General features: G+C 45.8%; 25 protein-coding genes. 20 read left to right on the forward strand and 5 right to left on the reverse strand.

The window, feature by feature from the left end; translation table 11 throughout:
- Nucleotides 1-30: 30 nt before the first annotated feature.
- Nucleotides 31-3,648, forward strand: coding sequence for a DNA-directed RNA polymerase subunit beta (gene rpoB / locus AC27FN_RS08370; RefSeq protein WP_487167546.1), 3,618 nt, complete (start codon nt 31-33; stop codon nt 3,646-3,648).
- 39 nt (nt 3,649-3,687) lie between these two features.
- Entirely contained in the window at nt 3,688-7,329 is a 3,642-nt protein-coding gene (gene rpoC, locus AC27FN_RS08375; protein ID WP_487167547.1) for a DNA-directed RNA polymerase subunit beta', read from the forward strand.
- 106 nt (nt 7,330-7,435) lie between these two features.
- Here rpoC and AC27FN_RS08380 read toward each other — a convergent pair whose 3' ends face one another.
- The 3 genes from AC27FN_RS08380 to AC27FN_RS08390 form a co-directional block, all read right to left on the reverse strand.
- Entirely contained in the window at nt 7,436-9,115 is a 1,680-nt protein-coding gene (locus tag AC27FN_RS08380; RefSeq protein ID WP_487167548.1) for an oleate hydratase, read from the reverse strand.
- Nucleotides 9,116-9,127: 12 nt separating this feature from the next.
- Nucleotides 9,128-9,475 (reverse strand): ArsR/SmtB family transcription factor, encoded by a 348-nt coding sequence (locus AC27FN_RS08385; protein WP_487167549.1) that lies wholly within the window; start codon nt 9,473-9,475, stop codon nt 9,128-9,130.
- Between the two features lie 114 nt (nt 9,476-9,589).
- Complete coding sequence (locus tag AC27FN_RS08390; protein ID WP_487167550.1) at nt 9,590-10,285, reverse strand: prepilin peptidase; 696 nt, start codon at nt 10,283-10,285, stop codon at nt 9,590-9,592.
- Nucleotides 10,286-10,555: 270 nt separating this feature from the next.
- On the opposite strand from AC27FN_RS08390, the gene rpsL reads away from it, so the two are divergent.
- The 3 genes from rpsL (at nt 10,556) to fusA (ending at nt 13,668) form a co-directional block, all read left to right on the forward strand.
- Nucleotides 10,556-10,969, forward strand: a complete 414-nt coding sequence (gene rpsL, locus AC27FN_RS08395; RefSeq protein ID WP_017262644.1) for a 30S ribosomal protein S12 — start codon at nt 10,556-10,558, stop codon at nt 10,967-10,969.
- A 20-nt stretch (nt 10,970-10,989) separates the two neighbouring features.
- The gene (gene rpsG, locus AC27FN_RS08400; protein WP_407884260.1) at nt 10,990-11,460 is read left to right on the forward strand and encodes a 30S ribosomal protein S7; all 471 of its coding nucleotides are present in this window, start codon (nt 10,990-10,992) and stop codon (nt 11,458-11,460) included.
- Nucleotides 11,461-11,565: 105 nt separating this feature from the next.
- On the forward strand, nt 11,566-13,668 hold the full coding sequence (gene fusA, locus AC27FN_RS08405; RefSeq protein WP_487167551.1) for an elongation factor G: 2,103 nt from the start codon (nt 11,566-11,568) through the stop codon (nt 13,666-13,668).
- Nucleotides 13,669-13,764: 96 nt separating this feature from the next.
- Here fusA and AC27FN_RS08410 read toward each other — a convergent pair whose 3' ends face one another.
- The gene (locus AC27FN_RS08410; RefSeq protein WP_487167552.1) at nt 13,765-15,186 is read right to left on the reverse strand and encodes a C69 family dipeptidase; all 1,422 of its coding nucleotides are present in this window, start codon (nt 15,184-15,186) and stop codon (nt 13,765-13,767) included.
- Between the two features lie 122 nt (nt 15,187-15,308).
- The gene (locus AC27FN_RS08415; protein ID WP_487167553.1) at nt 15,309-15,869 is read right to left on the reverse strand and encodes a cysteine hydrolase family protein; all 561 of its coding nucleotides are present in this window, start codon (nt 15,867-15,869) and stop codon (nt 15,309-15,311) included.
- Nucleotides 15,870-16,306: 437 nt separating this feature from the next.
- On the opposite strand from AC27FN_RS08415, the gene rpsJ reads away from it, so the two are divergent.
- The 15 genes from rpsJ (at nt 16,307) to AC27FN_RS08490 (ending at nt 23,055) form a co-directional block, all read left to right on the forward strand.
- Nucleotides 16,307-16,615 (forward strand): 30S ribosomal protein S10, encoded by a 309-nt coding sequence (gene rpsJ, locus AC27FN_RS08420; protein ID WP_407884252.1) that lies wholly within the window; start codon nt 16,307-16,309, stop codon nt 16,613-16,615.
- 65 nt (nt 16,616-16,680) lie between these two features.
- Nucleotides 16,681-17,340: a 50S ribosomal protein L3 gene (rplC, locus tag AC27FN_RS08425; protein ID WP_487167554.1), complete on the forward strand. Its 660-nt coding sequence runs from the start codon at nt 16,681-16,683 to the stop codon at nt 17,338-17,340.
- Between the two features lie 26 nt (nt 17,341-17,366).
- Nucleotides 17,367-17,993, forward strand: coding sequence for a 50S ribosomal protein L4 (gene rplD, locus AC27FN_RS08430; protein ID WP_487167555.1), 627 nt, complete (start codon nt 17,367-17,369; stop codon nt 17,991-17,993).
- Entirely contained in the window at nt 17,993-18,280 is a 288-nt protein-coding gene (rplW, locus tag AC27FN_RS08435) for a 50S ribosomal protein L23 (protein ID WP_487167556.1), read from the forward strand. Before rplD ends, rplW begins: the two co-directional genes overlap by 1 nt.
- Nucleotides 18,281-18,368: 88 nt before the next feature.
- Entirely contained in the window at nt 18,369-19,202 is an 834-nt protein-coding gene (rplB, locus tag AC27FN_RS08440) for a 50S ribosomal protein L2 (RefSeq protein ID WP_487167557.1), read from the forward strand.
- A 69-nt stretch (nt 19,203-19,271) separates the two neighbouring features.
- Nucleotides 19,272-19,550, forward strand: coding sequence for a 30S ribosomal protein S19 (gene rpsS, locus AC27FN_RS08445; protein ID WP_407879286.1), 279 nt, complete (start codon nt 19,272-19,274; stop codon nt 19,548-19,550).
- Between the two features lie 16 nt (nt 19,551-19,566).
- The gene (rplV, locus tag AC27FN_RS08450; RefSeq protein WP_487167558.1) at nt 19,567-19,914 is read left to right on the forward strand and encodes a 50S ribosomal protein L22; all 348 of its coding nucleotides are present in this window, start codon (nt 19,567-19,569) and stop codon (nt 19,912-19,914) included.
- Nucleotides 19,915-19,926: 12 nt separating this feature from the next.
- Nucleotides 19,927-20,589: a 30S ribosomal protein S3 gene (rpsC, locus tag AC27FN_RS08455; protein WP_407884240.1), complete on the forward strand. Its 663-nt coding sequence runs from the start codon at nt 19,927-19,929 to the stop codon at nt 20,587-20,589.
- A gap of 2 nt (nt 20,590-20,591) precedes the next feature.
- On the forward strand, nt 20,592-21,014 hold the full coding sequence (rplP, locus tag AC27FN_RS08460) for a 50S ribosomal protein L16 (protein ID WP_487167559.1): 423 nt from the start codon (nt 20,592-20,594) through the stop codon (nt 21,012-21,014).
- A 2-nt stretch (nt 21,015-21,016) separates the two neighbouring features.
- Complete coding sequence (rpmC, locus tag AC27FN_RS08465) at nt 21,017-21,217, forward strand: 50S ribosomal protein L29 (protein ID WP_407884236.1); 201 nt, start codon at nt 21,017-21,019, stop codon at nt 21,215-21,217.
- Between the two features lie 27 nt (nt 21,218-21,244).
- On the forward strand, nt 21,245-21,508 hold the full coding sequence (gene rpsQ / locus AC27FN_RS08470) for a 30S ribosomal protein S17 (RefSeq protein ID WP_407884234.1): 264 nt from the start codon (nt 21,245-21,247) through the stop codon (nt 21,506-21,508).
- Between the two features lie 47 nt (nt 21,509-21,555).
- Nucleotides 21,556-21,924, forward strand: a complete 369-nt coding sequence (gene rplN / locus AC27FN_RS08475) for a 50S ribosomal protein L14 (protein WP_017262660.1) — start codon at nt 21,556-21,558, stop codon at nt 21,922-21,924.
- Between the two features lie 49 nt (nt 21,925-21,973).
- A complete protein-coding gene (rplX, locus tag AC27FN_RS08480) occupies nt 21,974-22,282 on the forward strand; it encodes a 50S ribosomal protein L24 (RefSeq protein WP_407884232.1) in 309 nt (102 codons plus the stop codon).
- Nucleotides 22,283-22,309: 27 nt separating this feature from the next.
- A complete protein-coding gene (gene rplE / locus AC27FN_RS08485) occupies nt 22,310-22,852 on the forward strand; it encodes a 50S ribosomal protein L5 (protein ID WP_407884230.1) in 543 nt (180 codons plus the stop codon).
- 17 nt (nt 22,853-22,869) lie between these two features.
- Nucleotides 22,870-23,055 carry a type Z 30S ribosomal protein S14 gene (locus AC27FN_RS08490; RefSeq protein WP_407884228.1) on the forward strand — a complete coding sequence of 62 codons (186 nt, stop codon included), beginning with the start codon at nt 22,870-22,872 and terminating at the stop codon, nt 23,053-23,055.
- Nucleotides 23,056-23,131 lie beyond the last annotated feature (76 nt).

Below are 23,131 nucleotides of genomic sequence, written 5' to 3' on the forward strand. Positions count from 1 at the left end.
TGGAAGACTTATATCAAAGGAGTGAAGAACTTGGCAGGGCATTTAGTTAAATACGGTAAACACCGGACCCGTAGAAGTTACGCGCGCATTAAAGAAGTTCTTGATCTGCCGAATCTGATTGAAATCCAAACGGATTCATACCAATGGTTCCTCGATGAAGGACTGCGTGACATGTTCGATGACATCATGCCAATTGACGATTTCCAAGGCAACTTGTCATTGGAATTTGTTGACTACCAGTTACTTGAACCAAAATACACGGTGGATGAAGCTCGCGAACACGATGCCAATTATTCGGCACCATTGCATGTGACCTTGCGTTTAACCAACCACGAAACTGGCGAAATTAAGAGTCAGGACGTGTTCTTTGGTGACTTCCCGTTAATGACGGATCAAGGGACGTTTATCATCAATGGTGCAGAACGGGTCATCGTTTCCCAGCTGGTTCGTTCACCAGGGGTTTACTACAACGAAGAGGAAGATAAAAATGGCCGTGAAATTTACGGTGCAACGGTCATCCCTAATCGCGGTGCATGGTTAGAATACGAAACCGATGCCAAGGAAATTTCTTACGTCCGCATTGACCGCACTCGGAAAATCCCAATGACGGAACTTGTTCGCGCATTGGGCTATGGTTCTGATGATGAGATCATTGATATCTTAGGGCAAAGTGACGGCTTAATGGCCACCTTGGAAAAGGATATTCATAAGAATTCTGACGACTCTCGGGTTGAAGAATCATTGAAGGATATCTATGAACGGTTGCGCCCAGGCGAACCTAAGACCGCTGATTCTTCTCGAAGTCTATTGACGGCTCGTTTCTTTGATCCAAAACGCTACGACACCGCTCCCGTTGGCCGTTACAAGCTTAATAAGAAGCTTGACCTACACACACGTTTGCTCGGCTTAACGTTGGCGGAAACATTAGCAGATCCTGAATCTGGTGAAATCATTGCCGAAAAGGGCACTGTTATTGACAAGACGGTCATGGCGAAATTATCGCCATACTTGGACCAAGAAGACTTCAAGTCAGTTACCTTTACACCTTCTGATGAAGCTGTGGTGACGGAACCGATGACCGTTCAAGTAATCAAGGTCTTCTCAAAGAATGACCCTGAACAAGTCTTGAACATGATCGGTAATGGCCATATTGATCTGAAGAATCACACGATTCAACCGGCCGATATCATTGCATCAATCAACTACTTCTTCAACTTGCAAGAAGGGATTGGTTCAACAGATGATATCGATCACTTAGGTAATCGACGGATTCGTTCAGTTGGTGAGTTACTACAGAACCAGTTCCGGATCGGTCTTTCACGGATGGAACGGGTTGTTCGTGAACGGATGTCCATTCAAGACTCCGCGACGGTTACCCCACAACAATTAATTAACATTCGACCAGTAGTTGCTTCGATCAAAGAATTCTTTGGCAGTTCACAATTGTCACAATTCATGGATCAAACCAATCCTTTGGGTGAATTGACTCATAAACGCCGCTTGTCTGCACTTGGACCTGGTGGACTGACTCGTGATCGGGCTGGTTATGAAGTTCGAGACGTTCACTACACGCACTATGGCCGGATGTGTCCGATTGAAACGCCTGAAGGTCCAAACATTGGTTTAATTAACTCATTGTCTAGTTATGCCAAAGTTAACCGTTACGGTTTTATCGAGACTCCTTATCGGCGTGTTTCTTGGGACACCCACAAAGTGACTGACCGAATCGACTATTTGACGGCCGACGAAGAAGATAACTTCGTGATTGCCCAAGCCAACTCAACGTTGAATGATGATGGTTCATTCGTTGACGACACGGTTTTGGCACGTTCTAAGGATGAAAACATTGAAACTTCGATCGACAACGTTGACTACATGGACGTGTCACCGAAGCAGGTTGTGGCGGTTGCCACTGCATGTATTCCATTCTTGGAAAACGATGACTCTAACCGGGCGTTAATGGGCGCCAACATGCAACGTCAGGCGGTGCCATTACTTGATCCTCATGCACCATTGGTTGGGACAGGGATTGAATATAAAGCGGCTCATGACTCTGGTGTTGCCTTGATTAGTAAGGCAGCTGGTACGGTGGAATACGTGGATGCACGTCAGATTCGGGTCCGTCGTGAAGATAGTACGCTAGACACGTACAAGTTAATGAAATTCCGTCGTTCAAACGGTGGGAAGAACTACAACCAACGGCCGATTGTCAAGGCTGGTGACCACGTTGATGCTGACGAGATCTTAGCAGATGGGCCTTCAATGGAAGGTGGGGAATTAGCCCTTGGTCAAAACCCATTGATCGCCTTTATGACTTGGGATGGTTATAACTTTGAAGATGCCATCGCCATTTCAGAACGTTTAGTGAAAGACGATGTGTACACGTCCATTCATATCGAAGAATACGAGTCAGAAGCTCGTGACACAAAGCTTGGACCTGAAGAAATGACGCGCGAAATTCCTAATGTTGGTGAAGATTCATTAAAGGATCTAGACGAACAGGGAATTATTCGGGTCGGAGCCGAAGTTCATGATGGCGACATTTTGGTTGGTAAGGTAACACCTAAAGGGGTTACCGAATTATCAGCTGAGGAACGTCTACTACATGCGATCTTTGGTGAAAAAGCGCGTGAAGTTCGGGATACATCCCTTCATGTACCGCATGGTGGTGGCGGAATTATCCAGGATGTGAAGATCTTTACCCGTGAAAATGGGGATGAATTATCACCTGGTGTCAACATGATGGTTCGTGTTTACATTGCCCAGAAGCGGAAGATTCAAGTTGGGGACAAGATGTCCGGTCGTCATGGGAACAAGGGGACCGTTTCAATTGTGATTCCAGAAGAAGACATGCCTTACATGTCTGATGGGACTCCAATTGACATCATGTTATCACCGATGGGTGTGCCTTCCCGGATGAACATTGGGCAAGTGCTTGAATTGCATTTGGGGATGGCTGCTCGTAAATTAGGTATTCATGTGGCAACACCGGTCTTTGATGGCGCGCAAGATCAAGATATCTGGGATGCTGTTAAAGAAGCCGGGATGCCAGCTGATGCAAAATATGTGTTGTATGATGGTCGTACTGGTGAACCATTCGATAACCGAATTGCCGTTGGGGTCATGAACTATCTTAAATTAGCCCACATGGTTGACGACAAGATCCATGCACGTTCAATCGGACCTTACTCCTTAGTTACGCAACAACCACTTGGTGGTAAAGCACAATTTGGTGGTCAGCGTTTCGGTGAAATGGAAGTTTGGGCACTGGAGGCCTACGGTGCGGCGTACACGTTGCAAGAAATCTTGACCTATAAGTCTGACGACGTGGTCGGTCGAGTTAAGACCTACGAAGCGATCGTTAAGGGTGAACCAATTCCAAAGCCAGGCGTACCAGAGTCATTCCGTGTGCTGGTTAAGGAATTGCAGGCCTTAGGCTTAGATATGAAAGTGTTAGACAACGACAAGAAGGAAATCGAACTGCGTGATATGGATGATGATGAAGATGACGTGGTTAACGTTGATGCCTTAAGTAAGTATGCTGCGGAACATCCGGTGGATGAAAAGCCAACGGATCAGCCGAGTGCACCTGCCAGCGAGCCAGCGTCGACACCGGTAAACGAGTCTGGACACACCACGAACGAATAATTTGTCGTCGCCATTGAATATGAGAGGGAGGTCAATCCTTTGATTGATGTCAACAAATTTGAAAGCATGCAGATTGGGCTTGCTTCGCCCGACAAAATCCGCAGCTGGTCTTATGGGGAAGTTAAAAAACCTGAGACGATCAATTATCGGACATTAAAACCTGAACGTGACGGTTTGTTCGATGAACGGATTTTTGGACCAACAAAAGACTGGGAATGTGCCTGTGGAAAGTACAAACGGATTCGCTATAAGGGTGTCGTTTGTGACCGTTGTGGTGTTGAAGTGACCCGTTCTAAGGTTCGTCGTGAACGGATGGGCCATATTGAATTGGCTGCACCAGTGACCCACATCTGGTATTTTAAAGGGATTCCTAGCCGGATGGGGCTGGTCTTAGACATGAGCCCACGGGCCTTAGAAGAAATCATTTACTTTGCTTCTTATGTTGTTTTGGAAGCGGGTAACACACCTTTGGAACGTAAGCAGTTGCTTTCCGAACGTGAATATCGTGAGAAAAAAGCACAATACGGTAATGAATTTCAAGCTGAAATGGGTGCCGAAGCGATCCGTAAGTTATTAGCGACCGTTGACCTTGAAAAGGAAGCTGATGAACTAAAGGCGGAATTAAAAGAGGCCTCTGGTCAAAAGCGGACACGTGCGGTGCGCCGTTTGGACATTTTGGAAGCTTTCATTCAGTCAGGGAATCGTCCTGATTGGATGGTCATGGACGTTGTGCCGGTTATTCCACCGGACTTACGGCCGATGGTTCAATTGGAGGGTGGCCGTTTCGCCACTTCCGATTTGAACGATTTATACCGACGGGTGATTAACCGTAACAACCGCTTGAAACGGTTGCTCGATTTAAATGCGCCTGGGATCATCGTGCAAAATGAAAAGCGGATGTTACAAGAAGCCGTCGATGCCTTAATTGATAACGGTCGTCGTGGCCGTCCAGTCGCTGGGCCGGGTAATCGTCCGTTGAAGTCGTTGTCACACATGTTGAAAGGTAAGCAAGGAAGATTCCGCCAAAACTTACTGGGTAAGCGGGTTGACTACTCCGGCCGTTCCGTTATTGATGTTGGCCCAACTTTGAAGATGAACCAGATGGGTTTGCCAGTTCCAATGGCAATGGAGCTCTTCAAGCCATTCATCATGAAAGAATTAGTTAAGCGTGAACTCGCCTCAAACATTAAGAACGCTCGACGTAAGATTGATCGTCAAGATAATGATGTGTATGACGTGCTAGAAGACGTGATCAAGGAACACCCTGTGTTATTGAACCGCGCCCCTACTTTGCACCGTTTGGGTATTCAGGCCTTCGAACCGGTCCTAGTTTCCGGTAAAGCGATGCGGGTTCACCCATTAGTATGTGAAGCCTACAATGCCGATTTTGATGGTGACCAAATGGCCATCCACGTGCCGTTATCTGATGAAGCACAGGCTGAAGCACGTTTGTTAATGCTGGCAGCTGGTCACATTTTGGCACCTGCTAATGGTCGTCCAGTGGTAACCCCATCACAAGATATGGTGATTGGGAACTACTACTTGACGACTGAAGAGGCTGGTCGTGAAGGCGAAGGCATGATCTTTAAAGATCTGAATGAAGCTCGTGTCGCTTATCAAAATGGTTACGTACACCTTCATAGTCGTGTTGGGGTTCAAACAGCCTCAATGCCAACTAAGCCATTTACCGACGAGCAGCGCACTCGCGTCATGATCACGACGGTTGGTAAGATGATCTTTAATGCGATCTTGCCAGAAGCCTTCCCTTATCTAAACGAACCGACCGCTGCTAACTTAACGGATGGCATTGATGATCGTTTCTTCTTGGCACCAGGCGAGGATTTGAAGGCAGTTTTGAGCAATCGGCCTTTGAACGATCCATTTAAGAAGGGTTTCTTAGCGGACATTATCGCTGAAGTGTATAAGCGGTATAAGGTAACCGCTACCTCACTGTTGTTGGACCGAATGAAGGATCTTGGTTATTACGAATCCACAAATTCTGGTTTAACGGTCGGGATTGCGGATATTTCAACGTTAAAGACGAAAAATGACATCGTTCTTGAAGCCCGTAAACAGGTTGCCACGATTTCAAAACAATTCCGTCGCGGGTTAATCACCGATGATGAACGTTACCAACGGGTCATCGATGTTTGGAACACCGCCAAAGATGATATTCAAGAACAATTGGTTGATTCCATGGAGTGGAATAACCCAATCTTCATGATGAGTGATTCTGGTGCGCGTGGTAACATTTCGAACTTTACCCAATTAGCCGGGATGCGTGGTCTGATGGCCGCGCCTAATGGTCAGACGATGGAATTACCAATCGTTTCAAACTTCCGTGAAGGTTTGTCAGTGTTGGAAATGTTCATTTCCACTCACGGGGCCCGTAAAGGGATGACTGATACGGCCTTGAAGACTGCCAACTCCGGTTACTTGACTCGTCGGTTGGTTGATGTCGCACAGGATGTTATCATTCGTGAAAAGGATTGTGGCACGGATCGTGGTCTAACCATTCATGCCATTACGAATGGAAACGAAATGATTGAATCACTGTACGACCGAATTCTTGGCCGTTACGCGATGAAGTCTGTCAAGCATCCAGAAACTGGTGAGACTTTAGTTAACGCCAATGAAATGATTGACGAAGACGTGGCCCAGGCCATTGTTGATGCGGGTGTGACCGAGGTTGTGATTCGTTCGGCCTTTACTTGCAACACGCAACACGGGGTTTGTGAACGTTGTTATGGTCGGAACATGGCCACTGGTGATAAGGTTGAAGTTGGGGAAGCCGTTGGTACGGTTGCTGCTCAATCAATCGGCGAACCAGGGACGCAGTTAACGATGCGTAACTTCCATACTGGTGGGGTTGCCGGTGACGATATCACCCAAGGGCTTCCTCGTGTGCAAGAAATTGTGGAAGCACGGAATCCTAAAGGTAAAGCTGAGATTTCTGAAGTCACTGGGACTGTTGTCTCAATTGAAGAAAACCCAGCTGAACGGACTAAAGAGGTTACGGTTAAGGGTGAAGCGGAGACGCGGACCTACACGTTACCACTGCGGGCACGGATGCGTGTGGCTGAAGGAGACTTTATCCACCGTGGTTCTGCATTGAATGAAGGGTCAATTGATCCGAAGGAATTGTTGAAGGTGCGTGACGTTCTATCGACTGAAAATTACTTACTTCGTGAAGTGCAACGGGTTTACCGGATGCAAGGGGTAGGGATTGCCGACAAGCATATCGAAATTATGGTTCGTCAAATGATGCGGAAAGTTCGGGTCATGGATCCAGGTGATACGGATATGCTGCCAGGAACGTTGATGGACATTGCCGACTTCAAGAATGCCAACACCAATACGCTGATTGCCGGGGGGATTCCGGCGACTAGCCGTCCCGTAATCCTGGGAATTACGAAAGCTGCTTTGGAGACAAATAGTTTCTTATCAGCTGCGTCATTCCAAGAAACAACTCGTGTCCTGACGGATGCTGCCATTCGTGGCAAGAACGATCCGTTAGTTGGTTTGAAGGAAAACGTCATCATCGGGAAGATTATTCCTGCTGGGACGGGGATGCCAGATTATCGGAAGATTCAGCCGAAAGAAGCTGAAGCGACTGGTACTGAGGGTGTCTATTCCATCAGTGACCTAGAAAAGAAAATGCATGAGGAAGATGCAAAGTAAGTGAGCCACGGCTGATGAGCTGAGTGTTTTCTGACGAAATCAAAAAGGATCTTGTTTCAAAATGTCACTTTGGCATTTTGAACAAGATCCTTTTTTGATTTATTTTTTATCGCAACATGGTGTGTAACGCTTTGGCCATGACTTTAGGATCCTTTTCGTAGTGATGCATCTGAGTCAGCTGACTTTCTGGAATACCAAGGAATTTATACACGGCAACTTGCGCACAGCGGATGGAATATTGTTCAGTAAATACCATATCAAATGGTAACTCGGCAAATTGACTGATGAAGGCTAGGTTGTGACTGTGGTCAGGAACGACTTTGGGTCGATCACCAACGGCGCGCCGATTAAAGAGTGCGCTGGCGTATGGCATAAATACGGGGATGACATTTTCAGTGCTGGCCATAATCTCTTCAAGGTGATCGCCAATTTTATCTTGACTCTCGTCGACTTCGTTCAGATGACCGATTAATTCGGTTAAAATCTCGCGTCCGGTCATTTCCATGAACGTTTTATCAACATAATCACCCTTACGTCGAGGGTACATGACATAACCCCAAAAGGTCGTTTCATTCTCCTTTTGTGCATGAAAATGTGGTTGATGGTGGACCACGATGGACATTAGACCGTTGCTATCGATCCAAGTATTTAACGCGTTACCTGGCTGTTGTTGAGTAATACGGGTAATTTGGTTAAGCAAGTAGTGGCTGTCATTAGTAACGGTATAGCTTAACCACTCGCTTTGTCCCCGATCGTTAAAGAATTTGTCAGGATGGCCTAAGTTGTAGAAGTGCTCTGTCGCTTGTTTCCACAATTGGGCGCTAGGTGCGTATTCGTGATTTTCTGTAACTGGGGTATCCATATCGCCAATGGACGAACTGTCGGTCACTGAGCCGTTTGTATCGAAAACAAAGTCAGTTTCATTAACATCGACGTGACCGGTTCGATGATCACCGTCTATCTCTTCATAATCAAAGCCAGTCACAATAATGTCGTCTCGCAACGGGGTATCTTTAAAAGTTAGTTGGGTGACTTTGCGGTTGTTAATGAAAGTGACACCTTGGTCTTGTAAAAATTGCCGCATTGGCAAGATGATACTCTCATATTGATTGTAGGGTGTTCGAGTCACGCCGGCCAGTGTATTGATGCGGCTAAATTCCAGAATCATCCGATTCATGTATCGACGCAGTTCCATGGCAGAACTTTGACGTTTGAACGCAAAAGTCGTCTGCCACATGTGCCAAAAGTTAGTCGTGAAGAAATGCGGTGAACTGGCAAAATACTCATCGATTCCGATATCATTTAACTGCTGTTCCTTACTTTCAGGCAGCATTACCAACTTCGTCAACAAGTATCGATCACGATTGTCAAATTGCATGTGGCGATAGTCATTTTCATCACCTTTGTTATGAATTCCGTTGACCTTATCCATTAAACGAGCAACATCGTGGGTCGGATGTGCATGATCAAAATCTAGGATTTCTTCAGTGATTGATTTTCCGGGTTGATCAAGTGAGGGAACAAAGCGGCCAATGTCCCATAAGTTTTCGTATGTTTCTTCATTTAACATCCGGCCACCTTTAGCTAAAAAGCCCTGATCGTTAGTAAGCTTTTTATTGCCGTATTCTGTTTCAAAGTCGGTGGTGGGTGCGCCATCATTAGCACCATGGGTTTCTAAGCCGTACATGGTGATTTGGTCGCCATGCCAGCCACCATCACGAATCAAATACAAACCAGCAGATAAATTTCCAATACCAGTCCCAATCATGTATGCATGTTGTGCCATTTTGACAACCTCCTACAGTTGATTACTGTTTCTGATCGTGGTTAAAAGATGTTCAACTTGTGATAATGCGTTATCGAAAGTTAAATAATACCGATGATGAAGACCCTCTTGGGTAATCGCCACTAAACCAGCTTGTCGCAAAATTTTTAGATGATGGGAAACCGTTGGCTGAGATAAATTCATCTGCGCCGTTAATTCAGTGACGGTTAGACCACCTTGTACGTGTGCACCCAACAGGATAATGAGACGTTGTCGATTAGGGTCGGCAAGGGTGTTGAGTAGGTCCAAATTATCAATAAATTCTGTTAAAGCTTGTTGCTGTGCAGGTGTTAATTCCGTATTTGAATTGTCTTCAGACATAATGACGACCAGCCTTCATTGATACATTTAACTTCATGAATATTGTAACGCCAAGTTTCAACTACTGCAATCGCTTACATCGCTGTTCCGTCAGCAAGATATTGGATCGTTATCTCAATATGAATAAGAGAGTCGCCACAGGATAACTAAACTGGTCGCCACCCATAGGTAAGGGAAGAAGGGGAGTTTTGTTTGTTTGCTATGGTGGCAATTATGGACGAGAGCCAACATCGAAGCTGTAAAGATGATTAAAGTAGTCGTTTGAAAATTGAAAGTTAGCCAACTGATCGCAAAAAAATCTAAATCGCCCTTACCCAGCCACCCATCAGTGAGGGGACATTTATTTAAAAACAGGTAGCAAATAAGGACCGTTAGTAAGTGGTAAACGGTGGGGGGATTTAATAATAGCCCGGTTAAAAGCAAGCCGAGTAAACCGAGCACCGGTACTTGCAGGTGGATTGCGTCAATGACGCTTAAAGCAAGCAGGATCAAAATGAACAATAAGTGCAACAAGAGTTGTTGCGGTGTCCGCATTTCGTAAGCTAAAACACCAACCGCGCCTGTCATTAATTCGGCTAGTGGGTAGCTTAGTGAGATTTTTTGCTGGCAGTTGTGACACCGGCCAACCTGTAACAACCACCCTAAGCAAGGTAACAGTTGCCACCAAATTAAGGTCATGCCACAATAATCGCAGTGTGAGCGCGCCAATAAAATCGGTTGATGTTGTAAAGAGCGGTTAGTTACACACATCACCGTTGATGCAAGCGAGCTACTGACGGCAAATGTGAGGCCGATCAGAATGAATGTCATCAGCAAACCCTCCATTTTTTATTCAAACATACGGAAATCGACTGAAAATCAATGTGAAATCCATTGAGAAACCTTGACGATAAGTAGGTCTGATGATATTCTATTAAAGGTGCTTTTTTGTGAAAGTGTCTGCCATCTATGGCGGCTGGAACTTAAACAGCAATCATTTGTGGAAAACAGATTTGGGTTTTCTTTTTTTAATAGTCAAAAAAGAACCGCCTGGATGTGTGGACTTAAACTGAAACGAAAATTTGGAAGGAGGACTTTTAGATGCCAACGATTAACCAACTCGTTCGTAGTGGTCGAAAATCTAAAACGTCAAAATCAGATGCCCCAGCTTTAAACTTCGGGTACAACAGCTACAAGAAGGAACAAACCAATAATGCAGCACCACAAAAACGTGGGGTCGCCACTCGTGTCGGTACAATGACACCAAAGAAACCTAACTCAGCTTTGCGGAAATATGCCCGTGTGCGTTTGTCTAACTTGATTGAAGTTACGGCTTACATTCCAGGTATCGGTCACAACTTGCAAGAACATAGTGTGGTCTTGATTCGTGGTGGTCGTGTGAAGGATTTGCCTGGGGTTCGTTATCACATCATTCGTGGTGCGCTCGATACTGCCGGTGTGACTGACCGGAAGCAGAGCCGTTCTAAATACGGTACTAAGAAACCTAAGGCTTAATCAAGAAAGGAAGATAGACGATGGCTCGTAAAGGACATATTCCAGCACGTGAAGTGTTGCCAGACCCAATTTACAACTCAAAGCTGGTTACCCGTTTAATCAACCGCTTGATGTTAGACGGTAAGCGGGGGACAGCTTCAACAATTTTGTACGCTGCCTTTGATCAAATCAAGGAAACAACCGGCAATGAACCTTTAGAAGTATTTGAAGAAGCAATGAACAATATCATGCCTGTATTGGAAGTTAAGGCTCGCCGTGTTGGTGGCTCTAACTACCAAGTGCCGATCGAAGTTCGTCCAGAACGTCGAAGCACATTAGGCTTACGTTGGTTGGTGCAATACTCACGGCTACGTGGTGAACACACCATGACAGAACGTTTAGCACGTGAAATCATGGATGCTGCCAACAACACTGGTGCGTCAGTTAAGAAGCGTGAAGACACTCACCGGATGGCAGAAGCCAACCGTGCCTTTGCTCACTACCGCTGGTAATCATCCCTGGCCCCTTAGGCTGGTAGCACGCCTTGACACCCATCATTTCATGCGGTGTCATTTTTGGGGTAAAGGGTTGTTAAACGTAATTTAAAGGAGATAACAATGGCTAACAAACGTGAATTTCCGTTGGAAAAGACGCGTAATATCGGAATCATGGCCCATATTGATGCCGGTAAGACGACGTTAACTGAACGGATTTTGTATTACACGGGTAAGATTCATAAAATTGGTGAAACCCATGATGGGGCTTCACAAATGGACTGGATGGCTCAAGAACAAGAACGTGGGATCACGATTACTTCCGCTGCCACGACTGCCCAATGGAAGGATCACCGGATTAACATTATTGATACACCAGGACACGTGGACTTCACGATTGAAGTTGAGCGTTCTTTACGAGTGTTGGATGGTGCGATTGCGGTCTTGGATGCCCAAGCAGGGGTTGAACCTCAGACAGAAACAGTTTGGCGTCAAGCTTCTACCTACGATGTTCCCCGTATTGTGTTCGTTAACAAGATGGACAAAATGGGGGCTGACTTTGACTTCTCCGTTGATTCATTAGGGGATCGGTTACAAGCTAATGCGCACGCGATTCAAATGCCAATCGGTGCTGAAGATGATTTCGAAGGGGTCATTGACTTAATCGAAATGAAGGCCGACCTGTATGATGAAGATGCATTAGGGACGGAATGGGACACAGTTGATATTCCGGAACAATACGCCGCAGAAGCGCAAAAACGGCGTGATGCATTGGTTGAAGCCGTTGCTGAATCAGACGACGATTTGATGGAAAAGTACTTGAACGGTGAAGAAATCAGCAAGGAAGAATTAAAGGCTGGAATTCGTCGAGCAACCTTAGCTAACGAATTCTTCCCCGTTCTTGCCGGCTCAGCTTACAAGAACAAAGGGGTCCAGATGTTAATGGACGCCGTTGTCGACTATCTTCCTTCGCCATTGGACGTTAAGCCTTACACGGCGACTGATCCAGAAACTGGTGAAGAAGAGGACTTAGTTGCCGGAGATGACAAGGACTTCGCTGCCTTGGCCTTTAAAGTGGCTACTGACCCTTATGTTGGTCGTTTGACATTTATCCGGGTTTACCAAGGAACTTTGGAATCCGGTTCATACGTGTTAAATGCCACGAAAGGTAAACGTGAACGGGTTGGTCGTTTGCTACAAATGCACTCAAACCAGCAAAACGAAATTCCTGAAGTCTTTTCTGGGGATATCGCAGCGGCCATTGGTTTAAAGAACACGACTACTGGTGATTCTTTGACTGATGTTGACCACCCATTGCACTTGGAATCAATGGTCTTCCCAGACCCAGTTATTCAAGTTGCTGTTGAACCGAAGACTAAAGCTGACCAAGACAAGATGAATAATGCCTTGCAAAAGCTGTCTGAAGAAGACCCAAGTTTCCGTGCAGAAACAAACCCTGAGACCGGTGAAACCTTGATCTCTGGGATGGGTGAACTTCACTTGGACATCATTGTTGACCGGATGAAACGCGAATTTAAGGTGGACGCGACTGTTGGTGCCCCTCAAGTTGCGTACCGTGAAACAATTACCAAGTCTGCCCAAGTTGAAGGTCGTTTCATTCGTCAGTCTGGTGGTAAAGGTCAATATGGTGATGTTTGGATCGAATTCACACCTAACGAAACCGGTAAAGGTTACGAATTCGACGATGCCATCGTTGGTGGGGTTGTGCCACGTGAGTACATCCCGTCAGTTGACCAAGGACTTCAAGAAGCCATGGCAAACGGGATGATCGCTGGCTACCCAGTTGTTGACGTTAAGGCCAAGCTTTATGATGGTAGTTACCATGATGTCGACTCCTCTGAAGCTGCCTTTAAGATTGCCGCATCCTTAGCTTTGCGTGAAGCGGCTAAGAAGGCTGCACCGGTTATCTTGGAACCAATCATGAAGGTTGACATCGTTGCCCCTGAAGATAACCTTGGGGATGTTATGGGTCACGTAACTGCTCGTCGTGGGACGGTTGATGGTATGGAAGCACGTGGGAACGCGCAAGAAGTTCATGCTTTTGTACCATTGGCTGAAATGTTCGGGTATGCGACAACCTTGCGTTCATCAACGCAAGGCCGTGGGACCTTCACCATGACATTTGACCATTATTCAGCTGTACCAAAGGCTGTTCAAGAAGAAATTATCAAGAAAAATGGTGGTAACCACCACCCAGAAGACTAATTCTTATTAGTCGGTAAAAGAAAAAGTGGTTCACCAAGCGACTGTGACGTTGCCTGGTGAACCACTTTTTTTATCAAAGCAATTGGGGAAACCTAATTAGTAGTTGTCGCGAGTGAAAGCGCCAAGAACGTGATTGCCTCCTTTGGCAACCACTGTGGTGAGCAGCTCGCCAGTCGCGGCCATAATATGGTCAGCAGTGACTTGGTTGGCGCTTGTTAACGCATCAGTCAATTCGTCACCAGTCAGGTCGCTTAATTGCTGGTCTAGTTCGGCGATTCGTTGGTGACCGTAGCCAAGCGTTTTTTCTTGGTAACTTTCAACATCACTAATGAGTAACTGAAAATGGTCGGCAACGATTAAACTAATCAGGCGGTTGGCCCAGTAAGCATTGTGACTATTGAGGACATTAGTGGTGTCGCGGTAACTAGCGGGGGTGTCATTAACATTGGTGAAGAAGGGGACCAATGTGTTAAATGGATTGGCAGCCATGGCAACCCACTGAATCGCGGAACGACCAGCTGGCAAATTAGGACGTAGTTGTAAAACGCACAGTTCTTGCGTGCGATTGATGCCAATCGGTCGAAACGGTGCAGTGGTTCGAGAAGCACTCAAGGCAAACGGGTCATAGGGGGTGTCTTGATAATGCGAACTGAGCACATATTTGATATCTTCGATGGTGATCTTTTTGTCTGCGTAACTAATGAAAGATAAGTTATCACTCATGGGACCTTGATCGGTGACGCTACTTGGACTGAAATAACGCTGTGCATACCAAGCTCGTGGCGTATTGTAGTGATGATCCAATTGGGAATGGGAGCCGAAGATTTCACGGAAGTTGAACCCCTGTCCCAAATTTAAATGATGATCTTTAACGAATTGTTGTAAGTCATCAGCAAACATGAAGTGATCAGGATCAGCAAAGTCAATTTCTTGAATGCCAGTTTGGTTGGGTGCCACGACATAGGCGTCATCGGGAATACGTTGAGCAACCCAGTGGTGGCCACCAGCCGTTTCCATATACCAAATTTCATTAACGTCTGAGAAAATGATCCCGTTAGATTCATAGGTGCCGTGATTTTTGAGAATTTCACCAACTCGTTTAACCCCTTCGCGTGCTGAATGAATGTACGGCAAAGTAACGGTCAGCAAATCTTCTTCACCGACACCATCTGCAACGAGCGGGTCGGCGCCTAGAATACGTTCATTGGTAGTGATCGTTTCGGTCGCACTCATAGCCACGTTATCGGCGTTGATGCCAGCTTCACCCCAAATGCCGCTAGTAGCAACCGCGTTGGGAATTGCGGTATAGCGTAGTGGATTATCAGGAAGTCTTACAGCAAACTTGCTAAGTTTAGCATGGTAATCGCGTGGTTGATCAGCTGCTTTAACGACAACAAACTTTTTAGGGTCAACCGCGGCGCCCGCGTCTTCATTGCGGGCAATCAGTGTTGAACCATCGTAACTAGCTAACCGTCCGACTAAAATGGTCGTACAGGTGCTTAATTCAGATAAGGACATAATAAAAGCCTCCAAAGTGTAATAACAAACAGGATTCTCTGTCAGCATAACACTTTTGGTGGCCTTTATTTTTTGCGTTTCTTCTATATAAATAAAGATAGCAGTTTAGAATACATGGCTTGTTAATCAGTCACCTTAGCCCCTAAGGTCTGTTCAAAGTGGCGTAATGCCCATTCGTGGCCAGCTTGATCAAAAGAAGCCACGGCTTGACGAGGGATGGTGAGTTGATAGTCAAGATTATATGCGTCAACAGCCGTATGCAGGACGCAAATGTCGGTGCAAACGCCAGCGAGCGTCAGGTTAGTGATTTGACGACTACGCAGATAATTATCCAGATTCGTATTAGCGAAGGCGCTGTAGCGATTTTTGTCGAAGTAATAGAGATGGTCGTTGTCACGATGTTCTTGGTACCAAGTTTCTAAATCACCAAAAAGTTGTCGACCCCAAGTGTCTTTTAGATTATGGGGTGGGAAAAGTTTGGTTTCAGGATGGTAGGGGTCGACACCATCGTGTAAATCAGTTGGCAAAATGACGTAATCATCGTTGTCCAAGAATTGATTGGCGAGTGATAAAATTGCGGGGGCGATCTGTTGGCCAGGTGTGCCGGTCGTTAATGCCCCTTTTTCGGCGACAAAATCATTCGTATAGTCGATAATGAGTAGGGCCTGCTTGCCAAAATCCATGACATTTTCCTCCTTGAGCAGTAAAAGATAGGTAACCGCAGCTGAACAAAACTAGTATAAGGGGTTACCTTTAGAAAAGAAAAGGATTTTCACTAATTGCTCAAAATAAGTTGAAAATAAAATGAAAATTAACTGAACCCGGGGATTAAATAATGGGATCGTGTTATGTTACGTTAGTTGCTGATTGTACGGCACCAATTTTGTCATCAAAATGCAATTTACAGTTTTTAATAAACCCTTGTCATTACAGCTTTCTGCTGGTATAGTAGTTAAGTGCTTGTGCGAAACAAGGGACAATTGTGCTCTGATTCGCACGGTATCAAGCGAGCAATGATGTGAAAGGTTGCGACACACCCGGCCGCTTTGCCACGGAGGTGTGGCGGTAATTTTCACGGAGCTAGCCTATTTCGAAAAATAGACGTGAGGAGGGAACATTTATGGCAAGTAAGAAAATTCGTATTCGCTTAAAGGCTTATGAGCACCGAATCCTTGATCAGTCAGCTGACAAGATCGTGGAAACGGCTAAGCGGACTGGTGCTGAAATTTCAGGGCCAATTCCGTTACCAACAGAACGGGTATTGTTCACAGTGCTACGTTCACCACATAAGTTCAAGAAGTCTCGTGAACAGTTCGAAATTCGGACGCACAAGCGTTTGATCGACATTGTCAACCCAACTGCTAAAACAGTTGATTCATTGACTAAGCTTGAATTGCCAAGCGGTGTTGATATCGAAATCAAGCTTTAGTTTGGTTCTATCTGGTGAGTAATCACTATATGAATACTTAAATACAATATATTGGAGGTGTACTCATGACCACAAAAGGAATCTTAGGGAAAAAGGTCGGGATGACGCAGGTCTTCACCGAAAATGGGGAATTGATCCCAGTTTCAGTTATCGACGTAACTCCTAACGTAGTTTTGCAGGTTAAGACTGTTGAAAATGACGGTTATAACTCAATCCAGTTAGGATTCGATGACAAACGTGAAGTTCTGTCTAACAAGCCCGAACAAGGTCATGTAGCAGCAGCAAAAACGGCTCCTAAGCGCTTCGTTCGTGAAATTCGCGATGTTGAGCTAGGAGACATGAAAGTCGGTGACGAGCTCAAGGCTGACGTCTTCGCAGAAGGCGAAACAGTCGACGTCACGGGTATCACTAAAGGACATGGGTACCAAGGTAACATTAAGAAAGACGGACAACATCGTGGACCAATGGCTCACGGTTCTCGTTATCACCGTCGCCCAGGTTCAATGGGTGCCATTATCAACCGTGTTTTCAAAGGCAAGCCACTTCCGGGACGGATGGGTAACCACAAGGTAACCATGCAACACTTGCAAGTTGTTCGTGCCGACGTTGAAAACAATGTTTTGTTGATCAAAGGTAACGTGCCTGGTGCTAACAAATCATTTGTAACAATTAAAAGCTCTGTTAAGGCTGGCTTGAAGAAGAACAACCGCCACAGTGAAAAATAATTTAAGGGAAGGGAGGACAAACAGCTATGACTACCAGCGTTGATTTATTTAAACAAGATGGGAAGAAGTCAGGCACAGTTGAACTTAATGATGCTGTGTTTGGCATCGAACCTAATAACAATGTCATCACCGATGCCGTATTGATGCAACGTGCATCTTTGCGCCAAGGCACGCACGCCGTTAAAAACCGCAGTGCTGTCTCCGGTGGTGGTAAAAAACCATGGCGTCAAAAAGGGACTGGCCGTGCTCGTCAAGGTTCAATCCGTTCACCACAATGGCGTGGCGGTGGAATTGTCTTTGGACCAACTCCACGTTCGTACGCCTACAAGTTGCCACAAAAAGTGCGTCAATTGGCAATGAAGTCTGTTTTGTCACAAAAGGTATTAGACAAAGCCTTGGTTGTTGTTGATGCTTTGGAATTCAAAGCACCTAAGACAGCTGAATTTGCCTCAGTTTTAAACAACCTGAAAGTTGCTGAAAAGACCCTTATTGTGGTTGAAGATGACAACGAAAACGCAGCTTTGTCTGCACGCAATTTGACTAACGTTACGGTATTAACGGCCAAAGGCGTTAACGTTTTGGACGTTGTTAACAACGACAAGATGGTGATTACCCAATCTGCTCTTTCTCAGGTAGAGGAGGTGCTCGCATAATGGAAGCACGTGATGTGATTTTACGTCCAGTTATTACCGAATCTTCAATGGCTGACATTGATGACAAACGGTACGTTTTCGACGTTGACACTCGTGCAACCAAGACTCAGGTTAAGCACGCGATCGAAGAAATCTTCGATGTAAAAGTGACTAAGGTTAACATTATGAATGTTAAAGGTCACTTGAAGCGTCAGGGTCGTTACAGTGGTTACACAAAGAAGCGTCGTAAGGCGATCATTACTTTGAGCGCTGACTCAAAGGCAATTGAACTATTTAACGAAGAATAATCTCAGCTTCAAATCTATGCGCCGCTGGTGTTCGGCTCCTCACAAGGGACAACCAGCCACGGCACGAAAATCTTAGGAGGAAAGTATAGTGGGTATTAAGAGTTATAAACCAACCACTAACGGTCGTCGTAACATGACCGGCTCCGACTTTAGTGAGATTACCAAAACGACCCCTGAAAAGTCGCTGTTGGAATCACAAAGTCACCGAGCAGGGCGTAACAACCAAGGCCACATGACAGTTCGCCATCGTGGCGGTGGTACTAAGCGCGCCTACCGGATTATCGACTTTAAACGAATCAAGGATGATTACAAAGCAACGGTCAAGGCGATCGAATATGATCCAAACCGGACTGCAAACATTGCTTTATTGGTTTATGAGGACGGCACAAAGTCATACATCTTAGCACCGAAGGGTCTGGAAGTTGGCACTGTTGTTGAATCTGGTCCAGAAGCAGATATCAAGGTTGGGAATGCCTTGCCATTGGTAAACATTCCGGTTGGTACTGTTATCCATAACATTGAATTGAAGCCTGGTAAAGGCGGACAGCTTGCTCGTTCAGCTGGTGCTTCAGCTCAGTTGTTGGGTAAAGAAGGCAAGTATGCCATGCTTCGTTTAGCTTCCGGTGAAGTTCGGATGGTCTTAGTCGCTGGCCGTGCTACGATTGGTGCGGTTGGTAACGAACAACACGAACTGATCAACTTAGGTAAAGCTGGTCGCAAGCGCTATTCTGGCCAACGTCCACATGTTCGTGGATCAGTTATGAACCCTAACGATCACCCACATGGTGGTGGTGAAGGTAAAGCGCCAGTTGGTCGTCCGTCACCGATGTCACCATGGGGTAAGAAGACTGCTGGTAAGAAGACGCGGAATCACAAAGCTCTGTCTAACAAGCTGATTGTGCGTGACCGTCGGAAGAAATAAGCACGTCGATAATTAGTCGTTAATAACATGAACGCGTTAGCTAACCGCTAACTGAGAGGAGGCCACACGATGGGTCGTAGTCTTAAAAAAGGACCTTTCGCCGATGAACATCTGCTGAAGAAAATCGCTGCACAAGCCGATTCTGAAAAGAAAACTGTGATCAAAACTTGGTCACGTCGGTCAACGATTTTCCCTAGCTTCATCGGATACACAATCGCTGTTTATGACGGACGGAAACATGTCCCAGTGTTCATTTCTGATGACATGGTTGGTCACAAGCTTGGCGAATTCGTGCCTACACGGACATTCCGTGGACACGCCGGTTCCGACAAGGTAACTGGTAAATAATTAGGAGGACTGAACAATGGCTGAACAAGTTACAACTGCAAAAGCAACTGCAAAGACTGTTCGTGTCGCTGCTCGTAAGGTTCGCCTAGTTGTTGACCTTATTCGCGGCAAGAGCGTCAATGAAGCATTTGCCATTTTAAAATTCACGCCTCGCGGTGCATCTGCGGACGTAGAAAAAGTTTTGAAGTCTGCTGTTGCAAACGCTGAAAACAACTTTGACTTAGATCGTGCTGATCTAGTTGTTTCTGAAGCATTTGCTAATGAAGGACCAACCCTAAAGCGGTTCCGTCCTCGGGCTAAAGGTTCCGCATCACCGATTAACAAGCGGACGAGCCACATTACAGTAGTCGTATCTGAAAAGTAGGAGGGAACGAGCGTGGGTCAAAAAGTAAATCCAAATGGATTTCGTGTCGGCGTTATCCGCGATTGGGAAGCCAAGTGGTATGCGGATAAAGATTACGCAACTTGGTTAATCGAAGACGTGAAAATCCGTAAGTTTATTGATCAAAGACTTGCCGACGCATCTGTTTCAACCGTTGAAATCGAACGGGCTGCTGGTCGGGTGGTATTATCCATTCACACTGCAAAGCCTGGGATGGTTATCGGTAAAGGTGGGTCAGAAGTTGAAAAACTCCGTAAGGAATTGAACAGCTTAACTGGCAAGCAAGTTCACATCAACATTATTGAAATCAAAAAGCCTGACTTGGATGCTCACTTAGTTGGGGATTCAATTGCCAAGCAATTAGAGCAGCGGGTTGCCTTCCGTCGTGCAATGCGTGGCGCGATCCAACGTTCCATGCGTGCAGGTGCACACGGAATTAAGACGATGGTTTCAGGCCGTTTAAATGGTGCTGACATTGCCCGTAAAGAACGCTACTCAGAAGGAACGGTTCCGTTGCATACATTGCGGGCGGACATTGACTATTCTTGGGATGAGGCCCGGACCACTTATGGGATGATCGGCGTGAAAACATGGATCTACCGTGGTGAAGTACTTCCTGCCAAGAAGTCAACAAATAATCAACGAGGAGGGAAATAATCATGCTGGTACCTAAACGGGTTAAGCACCGTCGGGAATTCCGCGGTCACATGCGTGGTGAAGCAAAAGGCGGTAAGACCGTTGCTTTTGGCGACTTTGGTCTGCAAGCCACAACTTCATCATGGGTTTCTAACCGTCAGATTGAAGCGGCTCGTATTGCAATGAACCGTTACATGAAGCGTGGTGGTAAAGTTTGGATCAAGATTTTCCCTCATAAGTCCTACACCTCAAAGGGTGTCGGTGTTCGTATGGGTAACGGGAAAGGGGCACCTGAAGGTTGGGTTTCTCCTGTTAAGCGCGGCAAGGTAATGTTTGAAGTTGGCGGTGTATCAGAAGCCGTTGCTCGCGAAGCATTGCGTCTTGCTAGTCACAAGCTACCCGTTAAGACGAAAATCGTGGCGCGTGAAGAAGTAGGTGGCGAATAATTATGAAAATGACTGACATTAACAAATTAACCACTGCTGAAATGCTTGATAAAGAAAAGGGCTACAAAGACGAATTGTTCAACTTGCGGTTCCAATTGGCAACTGGCCAATTAGAAAATACTGCTCGCTTGAAGCAAGTTCGTAAGAATATTGCCCGGTTGAAGACGGCTCTTCGTCAACAAGAATTAAGCCAAAGCAAGTAATTAGAATACGAAAGGAGAAGTTAACCTATGACTGAACGTAACGCACGTAAGGTTTACCAGGGCCACGTGGTTTCTGATAAGAATGACAAGACGATTATTGTCGCTGTTGACACTTACAAGAACCACCCAGTTTATGGTAAACGGGTTAAATACACCAAGAAATTCGTTGCGCAAGATGATAACAACGAAGCCAAAACTGGCGATATTGTACGGATCATGGAAACGCGGCCGTTGTCTAAGACCAAGCACTTCCGCCTCTTGAATGTCGTTGAAAAGGCCGTCATCCTGTAATAACCATTTCTACGTATTCTAATTAGTTGCGGAAGGAGGATAAAACCGTGATTCAACAAGAAAGTCGTTTAAAAGTTGCTGATAACTCGGGTGCCCGTGAAATCTTGACGATCAAGATTCTTGGCGGTTCAACACGGAAGTCAGCCAATATTGGTGACATCATCGTCGCTACTGTTAAACAAGCAACACCAGGTGGCGTTGTAAAAAAAGGTGACGTCGTAAAAGCTGTTATCGTACGGACTGTTTCTGGTATGCACCGGACTGATGGTTCTTACATCAAGTTTGACGATAATGCTGCAGTCATCATCTCTGATGACAAGAGCCCTCGTGGCACACGGATCTTTGGACCAGTTGCTCGTGAACTTCGTGAAGGCAACTTCATGCGGATCGTTTCTTTAGCACCTGAAGTGCTTTAATCAAGTAATCAAGCTGAATGCATAAGTTGAACAGGAGGTGCACAGCAGAATGTTCTTAAAGACTGGAGATCAAGTACGCGTTATCGCTGGTAAAGACAAAGGCAAAGAGGGCGCTGTTAAGCAAACGCTTGTCAAGTCTGACCGCGTCGTCGTGGAAGGCATCAACATGGTGAAGAAACACCAAAAGCCAAACAATGACTACCCACAGGGGGGGATTGTTGATGTTGAAGCCCCAATCCACGTTTCTAACGTCATGTTAATTGACCCATCCACTAAAGAACCAACTCGGGTTGGTTTTAAAGTCGAAGATGGCAAGAAGGTTCGAGTTGCCAAGAAATCTGGTAACACAATCGCATAACTTTTGGGAAAGGAGGAAACGTTTAGAATGGCTAATCGTTTGAAAGAACGCTACGAAAAGGAAATCAAACCTTCCTTGATTGAAAAATTCAACTACACGTCAAGCATGCAAGCCCCACACATCGACAAGATTGTGCTGAACATGGGGGTTGGTGATGCGACCACTAACTCAAAGAACTTAGACGAAGCTGTTGAGGAATTAGGCTTGATTGCTGGTCAAAAGCCAGTTATCACTAAGGCTAAGAAATCAATTGCCGGCTTCCGTCTTCGTGAAGGAATGTCCATTGGTGCTAAGGTAACTTTGCGCGGTGAACGGATGTATGACTTTTTAGACAAGTTGATCAATGTGTCATTACCACGTGTTCGTGACTTCCATGGTGTTTCTAACCGCTCCTTTGATGGACGTGGGAACTACACTTTGGGGGTTCGTGAACAACTGATCTTCCCTGAAATCAATTACGATAATGTTAACCGGGTCCGTGGCTTAGATATTGTTATCGTCACGACTGCTAACACTGATGAAGAATCCCGGGAACTGTTAGGTCAGCTCGGGATGCCATTTGCCAAGTAATAGGAGGCGCCACATACATGGCCAAGAAATCAATGGTTGTTAAGAGCGAACGCCCAGCCAAGTTCTCAACGCAGGCTTATACCCGCTGTGAACGTTGTGGCCGTCCGCACTCAGTTTACCGGAAGTTCCATCTTTGCCGTTTATGCTTACGGGATTTAGCTCATAAGGGTCAAATTCCTGGCATGAAGAAAGCAAGCTGGTAGGCTTCGGTTTTTACTGAGAAAATTCGATTTGGATTCCTTTCAAGTCGTTTCATTTGTTTATATCGATACTAAAAGG

The organism is Furfurilactobacillus sp. W61-4, assembly GCF_057545565.1.